The following is a 15857-nucleotide window of genomic DNA, read 5'->3' on the forward strand; positions in this document are numbered from 1 at the left end:
GATGGGCTCATTGTGCCCGGCTCTGGCGGTTCTGCAGCGGCAGTGGCCTGGAGTGTCCTGCGCGCTGAGGACTGGCCGGTCCCCCTCTCCGCCTTTCCCGCCGATGCCGCCTTGGTGGGGGGAGCGGTCCGCGATGCCCTGCTGAACCGACTGGGGCCAGCCCCCGACCTCGACCTGGTGGTGGCGGACGGCGCCATCGCCCTCTGCAAGACGCTCAGCAAGCGCTTTGGCGGCAGTCCTGTGGTACTGGACGCCGAGCGTGACATCGGACGGCTGGTGATCCGCGGCTGGAGCGTGGATCTAGCGCGCCGCGAAGGCCAGAGCCTCGCTGACGACCTGCAGCGACGGGACTACAGCGTCAATGCCATGGCCCTGCCGCTGGCCCAACGGGACCAGCTGGTGGACCCCCATGGGGGCCTGGAGCATCTGCAGCGCCGTCGGCTGGTGGCCCTAGCGGAACGCAACCTGCTGGATGACCCCCTACGCCTGCTGCGGGGGGTCCGCCTGGCGAGCGAGCTGGAGTTTGAGCTGGATGAGACCACCGCGGGTTGGATTCAGCGGCACAGGGAGCGCCTCAGCAGCGTGGCCGGGGAGCGCGTCCTGGCGGAACTGGAGAAGCTCTGCCAAAGCCCCCAGGGGCAGCAGGGACTGCAGCGCTGCCTGGATTGGGGGCTGCTGGCCCCCTGCCCTGCCCTGGCTCCCCTGACGCCGCTCACGGCCGAGCAGGCCTCAAGCAGGGGCCTCAGCGACCAGGAGAGCCAAGAGGCCTTGCCGTTGGCTCGCATGGCCGCGGTTCTGGATGGCCCAGGCCTGCAGCAGCTCAAGAGCAGCCGCAAGCTGCAACAGCGGGTGCAGCGCCTGCGCCATTGGCAGCAGCGGCTGGGGGCCCAAAACCCCGCGGAACACGCCGAGGCCCTCGAGGAAGCGGAGCGACTGCAACTCCACCGCGACCTCAGCAGCGATCTGCCAGCCCTGCTGCTGCACTGGCCCGCCCCAGCGGCCACGGCCTGGCTGCGGCGCTGGCGGGACCCTGAGGACCGGCTTTTTCATCCAAGAGCGGCTATCAATGGCGATCAACTGCAGCAGGAATTAGGCCTGAAAGCCTCTCCCCAACTGGGATCCCTACTGCAGTTCTTGATGCTGGAGCAGGCCTTTGGCCGCCTTGATGGCACAGCGGAAGCCCTCGAACGTGCGCGCCAATGGCTGGAGAGGGACACCCGCCGTGATTAACTTCACAGTGAAAGGCGTTATCAACGACCTGAATTCAGCCAGTTAGGGCACAGCATTACGCCGTAGGTCGCCGATTGAACTCCGCTGTCGGGTTCAGTGCAGCCGCTTCGTGATTCACCCCCGACCAGCCAGAACCAAAACCTTTTTCTTCTCTCTCTCGTCCCATGAGCGTTCGTCTTTACGTTGGCAACCTGCCCCAGAGCTTCGATAACAAGGAGCTCGAGGCTCTGTTCTCCAGCGTTGGTGAAGGCGTCCGCTTCAAGGCTGTTCAGGACCGTGAAACCGGCGCTGGCCGCGGTTTCGGTTTCGCCAACGTCAATGACGAGAAGGTCGCTGACGCCGTGATCGAGCAGCTCAACGGCCGTGAGTTCGGCGGTAATGCCCTCCGCATCGAGCGCTCCGAGCGCCGCGACGACCGCCGTGGTGGCAACGATCGCCGTCCCGGCGGCGGCGCTGGCCCCGCCGTGGCCCGCAAGGCCGTCAACAAGGTCGTCCACCGCGACAACGTGGAAGAGGGTGCTCCCGACCCCCGCTGGGCTGGCGAACTGGCCAAGCTCAAGGGTCTGCTGGACAACCAAAAGGCTGCGGTCTGATTGAGATGGATGAGCTGATCTGGAGCTGGAAAGGCCATCAGATCAGCTACACCCGAATCCCCTCCCAGAACGGCTCAACCGCCTGCGGTCGAGCCGTTCTTTGTGTTCATGGGTTTGGCGCCTCCAAGGGGCATTGGCGGCACAACCTCAGCGCCCTCGCCGCAGACAGCCCCGTCTATGCGATTGATCTCCTGGGGTTTGGCGGCAGCAGCAAGCCCGTCTCGCGCCTGGAAAACGAGCCCGAAACTGACGGCAGTGTGCGCTATGGCTTCGATCTGTGGGCCCAGCAACTGGTGGATTTCTCGAGGGAGGTCATCGCTGCCGAGGGACCGGTCAGCCTGCAGCTGATCGGCAACTCCATCGGTGGTGTCGTCTGCCTCAATGCCGCCCGGATGCTCTCAGAGGGTGGTCAGCCCCCGTCCCAGGTGGTGCTGATCGACTGCGCCGAGCGAGAGCTCGACCTGAAACGTCTACCGGAACAACCCATCGGCGCTCAACTCTCCAGACCGCTGGTGATGGCGCTGGTCCGGCAGCGCTGGATCGTCAGCAACCTCTTCCGCTTCTTCGCTCGGGCAGGTGCGGTACGCGCGGTGCTGAAACAGGCCTATCCGAGCGGCGGCAACGTCGACGACGAGCTGGTCGAACTGCTGCTGAAACCCAGCCAGGAGCCAGGAGCCACGGAGAGCTTCAGGGGCTTCGTCAATCTGTTCGATGACTGGCTGGCGCCGCAGCTGCTCGAGCGACTCAACGTGCCGGTGCGGATGCTCTGGGGCGAGGCAGACCCCTGGGAGCCGTTAGAGGAAGCCCGGCGCTGGAAGCAGACGTTCGCCTGTGTGCAGGACCTCGAGGTCCTACCAGGACTCGGGCACTGCCCCCACGATGAAGCCCCCGAGCGGGTCAATCCAATCTTGTGCCGTTGGCTCAAGTTGGGCTGGGAAGACGCTCAGCGCGCCTGAGCAATCACAAACGATTTGGGCAGGTCCAGGAACTTGCCCGTGCGGGGCACATAGGCGCGGTGGTTGAAGACGTCGTAATCGAGCTCTTCGATGACATCCAAGATGCCGCGGTAGAGGCGCAACGAAGCCCAGACCGGCCAACGGGCATCTGGAGCGAGCCAACGCACACCGGCTTCTGAGCGGGCGAACCACTCACGGGCACGGTCCACCTGGAAGCGCATCAGCTCACGCCAACTGTCGTTGAGGGTTCCAGCCATCAACTCCTCCTCGCTGTAGCCAAAGCGCTGCAGATCCTCTTGGGGCAGGTAGATCCGACCGCGGCCCCGGTCTTCACCCACATCCCGAAGAATGTTCGTCAGCTGGTTGGCGATGCCCAAGGCAACGGCCGCATCACTGGTGTCCGGGGGATCACTCCAAGGCGCGGAGGTGTAGGCCGGATCAACGCCCATCACCTCCTGCGTCATCAGACCGACGGTGCCTGCAACGCGGTAGCAATAGAGCTTGAGGTCGTCGAAGGTCGCGTAGCGCGTCGTCGTCAGATCCATCCGCATCCCCTCGATCATGTCCAGATAGGGCTGGAGCGGCTGGGGATAGCGCTCGAGGGTGTCCACCATGACGCGATCGAGGCCATCCTGGATTTCGCCCTTGAAGAACGCCCGGGTGCGCTCCTCCCAACGATCCAGGCGTTCTGCCAACTCAGCGACCGGACGAGCCATGGCCTCAGGGCTGTCCATCAGCTCGTCGGTGCGCCGGCACCAGACGTAAATCGCCCAGATGGCCCGGCGCTTGGCCGGGGGCATCAGCAGGGTGCCCAAATAGAAGGTCTTGGCCCACTCCGCCGTTTCCTGGCGGCAGGCTTCAAAGGCTTCCTCGAGGGAAGGAATGGTGGAGAGATCAGCCGTTGCTGTCACTGCCGCCATCAAGCAGCCACTGCTGCTTTGGCCTGGCTGACCGCCTGGGCGCAGAGCTTCCCGCTCAGGACCGCACCTTCCATCGAAGCCAGGTAGCGCTGCATGGTGTAGTCACCGGCCAGGAAGAAGTTCGGGATCGGCGAGGTCTGATCCGGACGCAGTTTCTGGCAACCGGGAACGGTCTTGTAGACCGACAGCGGGGTCTTGACCACGATGGACTTGCGCAGCTTAGCCTGGTCGTCGCCGGTGAAGTGGATCGGGAAGAGACGCTTCAGCTCCTCCATGGTGGCCGCCACGATCTCCTCATCACTGCGGCCGATCCAATCCTTGGCCGGAGCAAACACCAGCTCGAGCATCGAGCGGTTGGGATCCTCGTACTCCTTACAGGTGTTGCTCATGTCGGCATAGACACTCAACAGAGGGCTACGGCTGAAGAGCAGGTGGTCGATGTCCGTGAGCTTGCGGTCAAACCAGAGGTGGATGTTGATCACCGGGACGCCATTGAGGCCATCCAGCTTCTGGAAGTAGGGCATCTGCTTCCAAGGCTCCGGCAGGAGCAGCTTGAAGGGATCGACCGACAGGGCACTGACATAGGCATCGGCCTCGAGGGTGAAGCCCTCCTTGCCCTTGATGCCACCGATGCGGAAGCCGCTGACGCTGCCATCGGCATTGAGTTCGATCTCCCGCAGGGGGGAATCGAGGTGCACCTCACCGCCCCGGGCCGTGACGTAATCGACGATCGGCTGACAGAGTCGCTGGGGAGGGTTGCCATCGAGGAAGGCCATCTTGGATCCGTCGCTTTCCTGCAGGAAGCGATTCAGAGCCGTCAGCACAACCGTGCTGGAGATCTCGTCGGGATCGATGAAGTTCAGCGCCTTCGCCATGGCGATGAAGACCTCATCGTTCACCCGCTCAGGGATGTTGTGGATCCGTAGCCACTCGGTCCAGGAGTACTGGTCGCACTCTTCGACGTACTGCTGCCCGCGCAACATCGCCGGCACCAGGCCCATGCCGAAGGAGATCTTCTCGGGCCAGGACAACATGTCGTTGTTGCCCAAGATGGCGGCCACGCCGTTGAGCGGAGCGGGGATATCCGGAAAATCGAAGCGGCTGTAGGTCCCCGGAGTCTCCTTTTGGTTGAAGATCATCGAGTGGCTCTTCCATTGGAGCCGGTCCTCGATGTTCAGCTCCTTGAAGAGCTGACGCATATTCCGGTAGGCACCAAAGAAGATGTGCAGACCGGTCTCATACCAATCACCCTCATCGTCCTGCCAGGCGGCCACCTTGCCGCCCAGGACATCGCGGGCTTCCACCACCACAGGGGTGTGTCCGGCGTCGCAGAGGTACTTGGCACAGGCCAACCCGGCCAAGCCAGCACCAGCAATGGCGACGCGCATGAAAAACAGGGAATCAGCACGCAACCTTAAAGGGCCCGTGCCCAGGGCTGAGTCCCTCCAGTCCCAAGCCGGCTTGACCAGACCCGCCAGGCGCTTCTTAAAGTCTTGACGCCGGCCTTCGGGTTCGCCGGTCAGCAGATTGCCTCGCCATGGCCGACACCCTGATCAAATCCACCACTCGCCACGTGCGCCTCTTCACGGCACGGGTGGAGAACGGTCAACTGGTCCCTGACGATCAGCAGCTCACCCTGGACCTGGATCCGGACAACGAATTTCTCTGGAACACGGCGGCCCAAGAGGTCGTGCAGCAGCGCTTCCAAGAACTCGTGCAGGCCAACGCCGGAAACGATCTCAACGACTACAACCTGCGCCGGATCGGATCGGAGCTCGAAGGAACCATCCGCACCCTGCTCCAGGCCGGTCAGCTCAGCTACAACCCCGACTGCCGAGTCCTGAACTACTCGATGGGTCTTCCCCAAAGCCCCGAGCAGCCATGACCCGCTCCCGCTACGGCCGCAGCAGCTACGACGAGGGTTACGGCCGTGAGAGCTATGGGGACCCGCGCCGCGGTGGCGGCCGGCCCCGGGGACCTGGCTCAGGTGGTGGTGGCGCCCCTGGTGGTGGCGGGGGCTTTCAGTTCAACGTGGGCACGGTGGCCGTGCTCGGTGGTGTCCTGGTGGTCGGCATCGGCATCGGGACTGGCATCTCCAGCAACACCCAAGGGGACCAGGGCAACATCGCCAGCTCCCAGCAGCTGGACATGGCCGTCCCCGATCCGGAGTTCTGCCGGCAGTGGGGCGCCAGTGCCTTCGTGATGGACATCGAGCTGTACACGACCATGAACCCCAGCTCGAGCTTCGTCACCCAACCGGCACTGCGGCCGGGCTGCGTGATTCGACGGGAGAACTGGAGCGTCCTGCAGAAGGAAGGGGCCGTCACCGCTGAGCAGATGCGCCAGTGCAAACAGCGGATGAACACCTTCGCCTACATCGGCTCGGTGAAAGACCAGCCGATCGTGCGCTGCGTCTATCAGACGGACATCACGGAGAACAAATTCATCACCAAGGGCGTTGCCGATGACGCCGCCGGCATCTCCCCTGAAGCCGACCAGTTCTGAGGCCGCTTAGGCCTCGACTGGTTCCGGCATGGGCCGGCGCAGGGGGCTATCGGGGCTGGCAAAGACCGGCAGGATTTCCTTGCGGAAGGCATCGGCGGCCCGCGAGCAGTAGCGCGCCGGATGGGTGATCAACTTGAGCTGCCGGCGCACGGAGAGATCCGCCAAGGCGGGACGGTGCAGGTTGCCCGCCGCCAGTTCCCGCTCGATCGAAACCACCGGCAGGAAGGCAGCACCCAGTCCGCTCTGCACGGCGTTCTTGATGGCCTCAAACGAGTTGAGCTCCATCTCAATCTTCAGGCGCGAGACATCCAAGCCCGAGCGCGCCAGCAGTTGGTCCACCATCTTGCGCGTGGTCGACTGGGCATCCAGGGAGACAAAGCCCAACCTGTACAGGTCGTCCTTACTGAGCTCCGGCAATCGGGCCAAGGGGTGCTTGGTGGGAAGCACCAGGGCCAGCTCATCGCTGGCATAGGGGATGACCTGCAGCAGTTCATTGAGCTCGCTGGGCAGCTCGCCGCCGATGATCGCCAGGTCGATCTGGCCGTTGGCCACGCTCCAGCCGGTGCGGCGGGTGCTGTGCACCTGCAACTGAACCGCCACCTCGGGGTATTTCTGGCGGAATAGACCGATCATCCGCGGCATCAAATAGGTGCCGGTGGTCTGGCTTGCACCAACAATCAAGGAGCCGCCCTTGAGGTTGTGGAGGTCATCCAGGGCGCGACAGGCCTCTTGGCACTGACTCAGGATCCGGTCGCAGTAGCTCAGCAGCAGATGACCGGCCTCGGTCAACTGGGCCTTGCGTCCCCCCCGGTCAAACAGGGAGACATTGAGCTGCTTCTCCAGGTTTTGGATTTGCAGGGAGACCGCCGGCTGGGTGACGTAGAGGCTGTCGGCGGCCTTTTTAAAGCTGCCCTCGCTGGCGATCGCCCGCAGGATGCGCAGCTGATCAAGAGTGAACGGCAGATCAGCCATGCAGGGCGCTGCGGTTCAGCGGGGGGATCAAAACTCTAGGTCGATCGAACAGCGGGTTCATGCGCTTGGCCAGAATCCGCTGGTTCTGAAGCAACCCCGAGCCTTGAGCAGCGCCAGCCACCTCCACCACAGCAGCCTGGTGATGCTGGCTCTACTCCTGGTCTTCGCTGTCATCCACAGCGGCGGGGCCTCTCTGCGGTACTGGGGGGCTGAGCGCATTGGTGAGCGGGCCTGGCGGCTGTTGTTTGCCGCCGTCAGCATTCCCTCTGCCGTGGTGGTGATCGGTTACTTCCTGGCCCACCGCTACGACGGGATCCGGCTTTGGAATCTCCAGGACCAGCCCTGGATCGTGCCCCTGGTCTGGGTCGGAACAGCCATCTCCTTTCTCTTCCTCTACCCAGCGACCTACAACCTGCTGGAGATCCCGGCGGTTCTCAAGCCCCAGGTGCGCATGTACGCCACCGGCATCATTCGCATCAGCCGCCACCCCCAGGCCATTGGCCAGATCCTCTGGTGCTGCACCCATCTGCTTTGGGTTGGCAGCAGCTTCATGGTCGCGACCTGCCTTGGCTTGATTGCCCACCATCTCTTTGCCGTTTGGAACGGTGATCGCCGTCTCAGCAACCGTTTTGGCGAAGCCTTTGAGGAGCTCAGGGCCAGCACCTCCATCGTTCCCTTCCGCGCGGTGCTGGATGGACGTCAACAGCTGGTGGCCGCTGAATTCCTCAGGCCCGCCCAACTGGGCATCGCCATCGCCGTTGGCGTCTTCTGGTGGGCCCACCGCTACATCGGGCTGGCCGCGACAGGCTTCAGTCGATTAGGGCTCGCGCACTGGCTGGGATAAGCGCCCGCGGGGCTGCCTACACTCGCCCTGATTCCCTGAGTGCCGGATGCCGTCGCCCGCCGAACTCGCCTGGCTCATCCCGGTGCTCCCGCTGATCGGGGCCGCGATCGTTGGCCTGGGGTTGATCAGCTTTAACCGCACGGTCAACCGCCTGCGCAAACCGGTAGCACTGCTGTTGATCAGCTGTGTCGGAGCCGCGGCGGTCTTGAGTTACGCCGTTCTCGCCCAGCAGCTGTCGGGCGCGGGCGCCACGGAGGTGCTCTTCGACTGGGCCAGCGCCGGGGCCTTCACCCTGGAGATGGGCTTCCGCGTCGACGCGCTCGGCGCCGTCATGCTCTCGCTGGTGACGACCATCGCCGTGCTGGTGATGATCTACTCCGATGGCTACATGGCCCACGACAAGGGCTATGTCCGCTTTTTCACCTACCTCGCCCTCTTCAGCAGCTCGATGCTGGGCCTGGTGATCAGTCCCAACCTGCTCCAGATCTATGTCTTCTGGGAGCTGGTGGGCATGTGCTCCTACTTGCTGGTGGGCTTCTGGTACGACCGCGATGGCGCCGCCAATGCCGCCCAGAAAGCCTTTGTGGTAAACCGCGTCGGTGACTTCGGCCTGCTGCTGGGCATCCTCGGCCTGTTCTGGGCCACCGGCAGCTTCGGCTTTGAAGAGATCGGGGTGCGCCTGCAAGAGGCCATCAGCGCCGGCAGCGTCTCCAACGGCATCGCGATCCTGCTGTGCCTGCTGGTCTTCATGGGTCCGATGGCCAAGTCGGCCCAGTTCCCACTGCACGTTTGGCTGCCGGACGCGATGGAGGGCCCAACCCCCATCTCAGCCCTGATCCATGCCGCCACGATGGTGGCGGCGGGTGTCTTCCTGGTGGCGCGCCTGCAACCGGTCTACGTGCCCTTCCCTGAGGTGCAGGTCGTAGTGGCCGTGATCGGCACGATCACCCTCTTCCTGGGGGCCTCGATCGCCCTGACCCAGATGGATCTGAAGAAGGGCCTGGCCTACAGCACCGTCAGCCAACTGGGCTACATGATGCTGGCCATGGGTTGTGGCGCCCCGGTGGCGGGCATGTTCCACCTGGTGACCCACGCCTTCTTTAAGGCCATGCTCTTCCTGGGCTCTGGCTCAGTGATCCACGCCATGGAAGAGGTGGTTGGCCACGAGGCGGTCCTGGCCCAGGACATGCGTTTGATGGGCGGGCTGCGCAAGTACATGCCCGTCACCAGCAGCACCTTCTTTATTGGCTGCCTGGCCATCAGCGGCATCCCGCCCCTGGCTGGTTTCTGGAGCAAGGACGAAATCCTCGGCCAAGCCTTTGGCAGCTTCCCGATCCTCTGGGCCGCGGGCTTTGTCACCGCCGGGATGACCGCCTTCTATATGTTCCGGCTCTACTTCCTGACCTTTGAAGGGGAGTTCCGCGGCAACGACAAGGCGATGCAAGCCCAGCTGATGGCCGCTGCCGGCAAAGGCGCGGACGAGCACGGTGAGGAGCATGGCGAACACCATGCCCACGCCGATCATCCCCATGAATCCGGCTGGCAGATGGCCATGCCCTTGGCCGTCCTGGCGGTCCCCTCGGTCTTGGTGGGTCTCTTGGGTGTGCCCTGGAACAGCCGGTTCGGCACCCTCCTCGATCCCCAGGAAGCCGCCGAGGTGGCAGAACACTTCAGCTGGTCTGAATTCCTGCCCTTAGCCGGAGCCTCCGTGACGATCTCGGTGATCGGCATCAGCGTGGCCGTCCTGGCATACGCCCTGCGCAAGCTGGACCTGGCGACTGCAGTGGCCGGTCGTTTCCCCAGCATCAATGCCTTCCTGGCGAACAAGTGGTACCTGGACGACATCAACGACAAGCTCTTCGTTCAGGGCAGCCGCAAACTGGCGCGCTCGGTGCTGGAGGTGGATTCCAAGGTGGTTGATGGGGTCGTGAACCTCACCGGCCTGGTCACCCTGGGCAGTGGAGAGGGTCTCAAATACTTCGAGACCGGCCGTGCGCAGTTCTATGCGCTGATCGTTTTCGGAGGGGTGATCGCCCTGGTGGTGCTCTTCGGAGCCCTGGGCTGAGGCCTTCGCACAACGCTCTGTGTGACATCGCCCACTCCCAGGGGCGCGTCACGGTGAGCATTTCTACACTCCGCCTAAAGCGATTCGCTTTCGGTGATCCTGGACTTCGTCTCAACCCTGGCCGTAGCGACGGAACAGGCGAGCAGCTCGGTATTCCCGTGGCTCAGCGCCTCGATCCTGTTCCCGATTGCAGCGGCCCTCTGCATTCCGTTTATCCCTGACAAGGGGGATGGCAAACAGGTCCGCTGGTTTGCCCTGGGCGTGGCCCTGATCACCTTTTTGATCACCGTTGGGGCGTATCTGACGGGGTACGACCCCAGCGACCCGAATCTGCAATTGGTGGAGCGGGTCAGCTGGCTCCCGCAAGTGGGGCTCTCCTGGTCGGTTGGAGCCGACGGGATCTCCATGCCGCTGATCCTGCTGACCAGCTTCATTACGGCCCTGGCCGTGCTGGCGGCCTGGCCCGTGAGCTTCAAGCCCCGCCTGTTCTATTTCCTGCTGCTGGCGATGGATGGCGGCCAGATCGCCGTCTTCGCTGTCCAGGACATGCTGCTGTTCTTCCTAGCCTGGGAGCTCGAGCTGCTGCCGGTCTATCTGCTCTTGGCGATCTGGGGTGGGAAAAAACGCCAGTACGCCGCCACCAAGTTCATCCTTTACACCGCTGGCAGTTCGCTGTTCATCCTCCTGGCGGGCCTGGCCATGGCCTTCTACGGCGGGACCACCAGCTTTGAATACAGCGACTTGATGGCCAAGGGCTTCTCCTTGAAGTTCCAACTCCTGGCCTATGCGGGCCTACTGATCGCCTTTGGCGTCAAGCTCCCCATCGTTCCGCTGCATACCTGGCTCCCGGATGCCCACGGCGAAGCGACGGCCCCGGTCCACATGCTGCTGGCCGGGATTCTGCTGAAGATGGGCGGCTACGCCCTGCTGCGTTTCAACTGCCAGATCCTTCCAGATGGGCATGCGGTCTTCGCGCCACTACTGGTCGTCCTGGGCGTGGTGAACATCATTTACGCCGCCCTGACCTCCTTCGCCCAACGCAACCTCAAACGCAAAATCGCCTACAGCTCGATCAGCCACATGGGCTTTGTGCTGATCGGCATCGGCAGTTTCAGTGCGCTGGGCTCCAGCGGGGCGATGCTGCAGATGATCAGCCACGGCCTGATCGGCGCCTCTCTGTTCTTCCTGGTGGGTGCCACCTACGACCGAACCCACACCCTCCAGCTCGACGAGATGGGTGGTGTGGGCCAGAAGATGCGCAAGATGTTTGCGCTCTGGACGGTCTGCTCCCTCGCTTCCTTGGCCCTGCCCGGGATGAGCGGCTTCGTCAGCGAGCTGATGGTCTTCGTCGGCTTTGCCACCGATGACGCCTACACCCTTCCCTTCCGGGTGGCCATGGATGGCCTGGCGGCCATCGGCGTGATCCTCACCCCGATCTACCTGCTCTCGATGTTGCGGGAGATCTTCTACGGCAAGGAAAAGGCCGAGCTCGTCGACCACACCAACCTGGTGGATGCCGAGCCGCGGGAGATCTACATCATCGGTTGCCTGCTGGTTCCGATCATCGGCATTGGCCTCTACCCACGCCTGATGACCGACAGCTACAAGGCCTCTATGGAACAGTTGGTGGCCCGAAACGAGAGTGCGATGAAGGCCCTGACCGCTCCTGCCGGAGCTGGCCTGATTCGCCAGGCCCCCCTGCAGGCACCAGCCCTGAGCTAGGGCCATTACGAAGCGCAGCCTCTCAGCGGCTGCGCTTGCAAGATCTTCGTAATCTCAAAACAGCTCAACAGCGGCCCCTCGCAGCCATGAAGCAGCTGAACTTCCTGCTGATCTTCAGTTTTGGTCTGGCCACGGTGATGTTCACCCTGGAGAACACCGCGCCCACCACCGTGCGCTTTCTGCCCGGGCTGACCACCACCATGCCCCTCGCCGCACTGCTGCTGGTGGTGGGCGGTGTCGGCGCAACCGCCGCCTGGGTCTTTGCCGTCTGGACCGGTGTGGTTAAGCGGGTCGAAAGCCAGACCGATCCTGGCGAGTACGAAGCACAACAGGTGCGCATTCGCGAGCTTGAGGAAGACGTGCAGCGCTACCGCGCCACCGTGGATGCCCAGCTGGGCCTGCTCCCAGCCGCTGGCGAAAGCTCCGCCCAGGGCGAGGCCGCTTAATTGCACGCCTAGGGGAGCAAGATTGACCAAGAAGCCCATGAAAAGAATGGGCTCAGATCGCTCTTGAGCACTGGCTTAACCCGCTTCAAGCCGGTACCTTCAGTCCAGTCCGCAAGAAACCGTGGCCGAAGGTGGCGCCAGGCTTGCGATCCGGCTGTTGCAAGACGCCGCCGAACGGGGTGATCTCGACCCCTGGGACGTCGATGTCATCGCTGTCGTCGACGGCTTTCTCGATCAGCTGCGGCAGCGCATTGAAGTGCCCAAGCTCGTGGCGGCCCTCAATAAGGGACGCGGCGGCAGCTACGAACAGGACCTCGCCGAAACCAGCGAAGCCTTCCTCGCCGCGTCGGTGCTGGTCAGCCTGAAGGCGGAAGTCCTCGAGGCCCAGACCTTCCCCCCTGAACCCGAACTGGACGAGGGGTATGACTTTGACTTCGATGCCGAGGGGCAGGGTTGGCTGCTCACCCCTGGGCTGGAGCTCCCCCGCAAACCGGAGCGCCATCTGCTGCGGCGCCCCGTAGCCCCGCCACCGCTGCAGCGCCCGGTGACCCTGGGCGAACTGATCCGGCAACTCGAGGACATCGCCGAGCGCCTCGAGCAAGAAGAGGGACAAGTCCGCAACCGCCAACGCAGCCGCCGCTACAGCGACCGGGCCGCCATCGAGCAGGTCGCCGCCCTCGCCCACCGCGAGAAACTGCCGGAAACCACCGCCGCCCTGAGCCAGTTCCTGCTGCAGTGGCCGCAATCCCTTGAGTGGACGGGTTTTGAGGGTCTCGTGGAGGCCTGGGCTGCCGTCGCACCCGAGGATCTGGACAGCGATCGGGTGGGGGTGTTTTGGGCGCTGCTGTTCCTCTGCTCCCAAGGAAAAGTGGAATTGGAGCAGCAGGGCGGCTTGTTCGGGCCCTTGCAACTCAAGCGGCTGCTCGATGAGCGGGAATCGGTGCAACTGCCGCTGCCCTCTGAACTGGGGTCAGCTCGGGGGCCGGCTCGAGAACCCATTGCGGCCTAAGTCTTTTGCGTAGGGTGGCGCGATGAAGGCGATGATCCTGGCCGCGGGCAAGGGAACCCGTGTGAGACCCATTACTCACACGATCCCGAAGCCGATGATCCCCATCCTTCAGAAACCCGTGATGGAGTTTCTGCTGGAGCTTTTGCGGGAGCACGGGTTCACCGAAATCATGGTGAATGTCTCCCACCTGGCTGAGGAGATCGAGAACTATTTCCGCGATGGTCAACGCTTTGGCGTTGAAATCGCCTACAGCTTTGAAGGACGGATTGAAGACGGCGAGCTGATTGGTGATGCCGTTGGCTCCGCCGGTGGCCTCAAAAAGATTCAGACCTTCCAGCACTTCTTTGATGACACCTTCGTGGTGCTCTGCGGAGACGCGCTGATCGACCTCGATCTCAGCGAAGCCGTGAAGCGCCACAAGGCCAAAGGGGCGATGGCGAGCTTGATCACCAAGCGCGTTCCCCGGGACCAGGTCAGCAGCTACGGCGTCGTGGTCACCGATGACGACGGCCGGGTGCGTTCCTTCCAAGAGAAGCCCTCTGTGGAAGAAGCCGCCAGCGACACGATCAACACCGGCATCTACATCTTCGAGCCGGAAGTTCTCGATTTTGTCCCCGAGGGTGTTCCCTTCGACATCGGCTCTGACCTCTTCCCCCAGCTGGTCGCCAACGGCGCACCGTTCTACGCCCTGCCGATGGACTTCGAGTGGGTCGATATCGGCAAAGTCCCCGACTACTGGCAGGCCATCCGCAGTGTTCTGCAGGGCGAAGTGCGCCAGGTTCAAATCCCCGGCAAGGAAATCCGTCCGGGCATCTATGCCGGCCTCAACGTGGCAGCCAACTGGGACAAGATCCATGTCGAGGGACCGATTTACGTCGGCGGCATGACCAAGATCGAAGACGGCGCCACAATCATTGGCCCCGCAATGATCGGACCGAGCTGCCACATCTGCGAAGGCGCCACGATCGATAACTCGATCATCTTTGACTACTCCCGCATCGGACCCGGCGTTCGTCTAGTCGAGAAGTTGGTCTTTGGTCGTTACTGCGTTGACCGCAATGGCGACCACTTCGATCTCCAAGAAGCAGCCCTGGACTGGTTGATCACCGACGCCCGCCGCCAGGACTACGCCAAGCCCTCTGCGCAACAGAAGGCCATGGCCGACCTGCTCGGCACCGACCTAGCGATCAGTAGCGCGAGCTAAATCCCGCGCGTTCCAGGATCAGGGGAATGCGCTCCTCTGCCTTCACGGCCATCAGGTGAACGCCCTGACAGGTTTGGGCGTAGCGACGGACCTGTTCCGCCGCGATGGTGATTCCCTCGTCCGCTGGATTACTCGCGGCGGCCAGTCGATCAATGATCGCTTGAGGAATACAGGCGCCGGGAACGACGCGGTTAATGAAGGCGGCGTTTTTCGCCGATTTCAGGAGAAACACCCCCGCCAGTACCGGCAGTCCTAAGGGGGCGGTGATCTCATCGACGAAACGCTTCAGGCAGTCCTCGTCCATCACCATCTGGGTCTGCACAAATCGCGCCCCCGCCTGCTGCTTCCGGCGGATTCGGCTGCTCAGACCGCTCCAACTGGGGCTTTGCGGATCGGCCGCTGCACCGGCGAACAGGTCCGTTGGACCATCCGGCAGGGGGCCATCCACCGGATCCTCACCGCGATTAAAGGCCGCCACCTGCTTGAGCAAGCGCACCGACTCCAACTCGTTAACCGGCCGGGCCTGCGGTTGATCTCCCGCACGAACCGGGTCCCCCGTCAGACAGAGGATGTTTCTGATCCCCAGGGCATGGGCCCCCAGCAGATCGGCCTGCAGACCAATGCGATTGCGGTCCCGGCAAGCCTGCTGCCAGACCGGCTCGACACCGGCGTCCAGCAATAGCCGACAGACCGCCAGGCTGCTCATCCGCATGACGGCGCGGCTGCCGTCGGTGACGTTCACGGCGTGCACCCAGTCCTTCAGCAACGCTGCGTGCTCAAGGGTCCGCTTGATCTCCCCGCCACGGGGGGGCATCACCTCTGCCGTCAGGGCAAACTGGCCCGCCTCAAGCGCCTGCTGTAGCCGCAAAACAACCTTGCTTAACAGGGCCCATCATTAACCACCGCTGCCATGCCCAGATGGGATCGGCTGCCTACAGTGACAAGGCGTCTCGGGGCATGGATGACTGATCGAAGCAGCCTCGGCCATTCCCCCATGGACCTCTCCGAGCGCGAACTGGAGATCATCCAACTCGTCGCCCAAGGCCTCACCAATCAGGAGATTGGCGAGAACCTGATGATCAGCAAACGCACCGTGGACAACCACGTCAGCAACGTCTTCACCAAAACGGGCGCCAAGAACCGCGTGGCGCTGCTGAATTGGGCGATGGATCACGGCAAGATCTGCCGCGACGGCTTCAATTGCTGCAACCTGCCTGGGGACGAGGACTAGCTCCCGACTCCCCTGCCGCGAACAGCGGTTCAATGCTGAAGGCACCCTCGCCCAGGGCAAAGAGCTCGGCGTAGGCGAGGCACTCGGCCTGATCCAGCCCACAGCAGCGGAGCACTCCGTCTTGGTCGTAAAGGCCGAGCAACGAACAACCTGGGCAATC

At 63.3% G+C, this 15857-nt stretch carries 16 protein-coding genes; 12 read left to right on the plus strand and 4 right to left on the minus strand.

The genetic code is table 11. The annotated features are described in order from the left end of the window. Positions 1 to 12: 12 nt before the first annotated feature. From CB0205_RS0101080 to CB0205_RS0101090, 3 genes are all read left to right on the plus strand, one after another. Positions 13 to 1230 carry a CCA tRNA nucleotidyltransferase gene (locus CB0205_RS0101080; protein ID WP_232197209.1) on the plus strand — a complete coding sequence of 406 codons (1218 nt, stop codon included), beginning with the start codon at positions 13 to 15 and terminating at the stop codon, positions 1228 to 1230. A 164-nt stretch (positions 1231 to 1394) separates the two neighbouring features. Then, positions 1395 to 1823: an RNA-binding protein gene (locus CB0205_RS0101085; RefSeq protein WP_010313322.1), complete on the plus strand. Its 429-nt coding sequence runs from the start codon at positions 1395 to 1397 to the stop codon at positions 1821 to 1823. Positions 1824 to 1828: 5 nt separating this feature from the next. Next, entirely contained in the window at positions 1829 to 2779 is a 951-nt protein-coding gene (locus CB0205_RS0101090; protein WP_010313324.1) for an alpha/beta fold hydrolase, read from the plus strand. Here the strand turns inward: CB0205_RS0101090 and CB0205_RS0101095 are convergent. Together CB0205_RS0101095 and pds are read right to left on the minus strand one after the other, a co-directional pair. Beyond that, positions 2767 to 3699: a phytoene synthase gene (locus tag CB0205_RS0101095; protein WP_010313325.1), complete on the minus strand. Its 933-nt coding sequence runs from the start codon at positions 3697 to 3699 to the stop codon at positions 2767 to 2769. The genes CB0205_RS0101090 and CB0205_RS0101095 overlap by 13 nt on opposite strands. After that, positions 3699 to 5087, minus strand: a complete 1389-nt coding sequence (gene pds, locus CB0205_RS0101100; RefSeq protein ID WP_010313328.1) for a 15-cis-phytoene desaturase — start codon at positions 5085 to 5087, stop codon at positions 3699 to 3701. Before pds ends, CB0205_RS0101095 begins: the two co-directional genes overlap by 1 nt. Positions 5088 to 5236: 149 nt before the next feature. On the opposite strand from pds, the gene ndhM reads away from it, so the two are divergent. Together ndhM and CB0205_RS0101110 are read left to right on the plus strand one after the other, a co-directional pair. Continuing rightward, positions 5237 to 5584 carry an NAD(P)H-quinone oxidoreductase subunit M gene (gene ndhM / locus CB0205_RS0101105; protein WP_010313331.1) on the plus strand — a complete coding sequence of 116 codons (348 nt, stop codon included), beginning with the start codon at positions 5237 to 5239 and terminating at the stop codon, positions 5582 to 5584. Continuing rightward, positions 5581 to 6204, plus strand: coding sequence for a DUF3172 domain-containing protein (locus tag CB0205_RS0101110; protein WP_010313333.1), 624 nt, complete (start codon positions 5581 to 5583; stop codon positions 6202 to 6204). Before ndhM ends, CB0205_RS0101110 begins: the two co-directional genes overlap by 4 nt. Positions 6205 to 6210: 6 nt before the next feature. On the opposite strand, the gene CB0205_RS0101115 is transcribed toward CB0205_RS0101110, so the two are convergent. Next, the gene (locus CB0205_RS0101115; protein WP_010313335.1) at positions 6211 to 7176 is read right to left on the minus strand and encodes a LysR family transcriptional regulator; all 966 of its coding nucleotides are present in this window, start codon (positions 7174 to 7176) and stop codon (positions 6211 to 6213) included. Between the two features lie 142 nt (positions 7177 to 7318). Between CB0205_RS0101115 and CB0205_RS0101120 the strand changes: the two genes are divergently transcribed. From CB0205_RS0101120 to CB0205_RS0101145, 6 genes are all read left to right on the plus strand, one after another. Continuing rightward, on the plus strand, positions 7319 to 8020 hold the full coding sequence (locus CB0205_RS0101120; protein WP_043705163.1) for an NnrU family protein: 702 nt from the start codon (positions 7319 to 7321) through the stop codon (positions 8018 to 8020). 46 nt (positions 8021 to 8066) lie between these two features. After that, positions 8067 to 10085 (plus strand): NAD(P)H-quinone oxidoreductase subunit 5, encoded by a 2019-nt coding sequence (locus CB0205_RS0101125; RefSeq protein WP_010313338.1) that lies wholly within the window; start codon positions 8067 to 8069, stop codon positions 10083 to 10085. Between the two features lie 117 nt (positions 10086 to 10202). Then, positions 10203 to 11807 (plus strand): NAD(P)H-quinone oxidoreductase subunit 4, encoded by a 1605-nt coding sequence (locus CB0205_RS0101130; RefSeq protein WP_198001892.1) that lies wholly within the window; start codon positions 10203 to 10205, stop codon positions 11805 to 11807. A gap of 86 nt (positions 11808 to 11893) precedes the next feature. Then, positions 11894 to 12253: a LapA family protein gene (locus CB0205_RS0101135; protein WP_010313342.1), complete on the plus strand. Its 360-nt coding sequence runs from the start codon at positions 11894 to 11896 to the stop codon at positions 12251 to 12253. A 121-nt stretch (positions 12254 to 12374) separates the two neighbouring features. Further along, positions 12375 to 13262, plus strand: coding sequence for a segregation/condensation protein A (locus tag CB0205_RS0101140; protein WP_010313344.1), 888 nt, complete (start codon positions 12375 to 12377; stop codon positions 13260 to 13262). 22 nt (positions 13263 to 13284) lie between these two features. Next, positions 13285 to 14466 (plus strand): NDP-sugar synthase, encoded by a 1182-nt coding sequence (locus tag CB0205_RS0101145; RefSeq protein ID WP_010313346.1) that lies wholly within the window; start codon positions 13285 to 13287, stop codon positions 14464 to 14466. Here CB0205_RS0101145 and CB0205_RS0101150 read toward each other — a convergent pair. Further along, positions 14450 to 15334, minus strand: a complete 885-nt coding sequence (locus CB0205_RS0101150) for a methylenetetrahydrofolate reductase (protein WP_010313349.1) — start codon at positions 15332 to 15334, stop codon at positions 14450 to 14452. The two genes, CB0205_RS0101145 and CB0205_RS0101150, sit on opposite strands and share 17 nt — an antisense overlap. Positions 15335 to 15427: 93 nt before the next feature. Here CB0205_RS0101150 and CB0205_RS0101155 point away from each other — a divergent pair, with 93 nt between their 5' ends. Beyond that, positions 15428 to 15697: a response regulator transcription factor gene (locus tag CB0205_RS0101155; protein ID WP_010313351.1), complete on the plus strand. Its 270-nt coding sequence runs from the start codon at positions 15428 to 15430 to the stop codon at positions 15695 to 15697. The last annotated feature ends 160 nt before the right edge of the window (positions 15698 to 15857 follow it).

This window comes from Synechococcus sp. CB0205, from assembly GCF_000179255.1.
Lineage (GTDB): Bacteria > Cyanobacteriota > Cyanobacteriia > PCC-6307 > Cyanobiaceae > Vulcanococcus.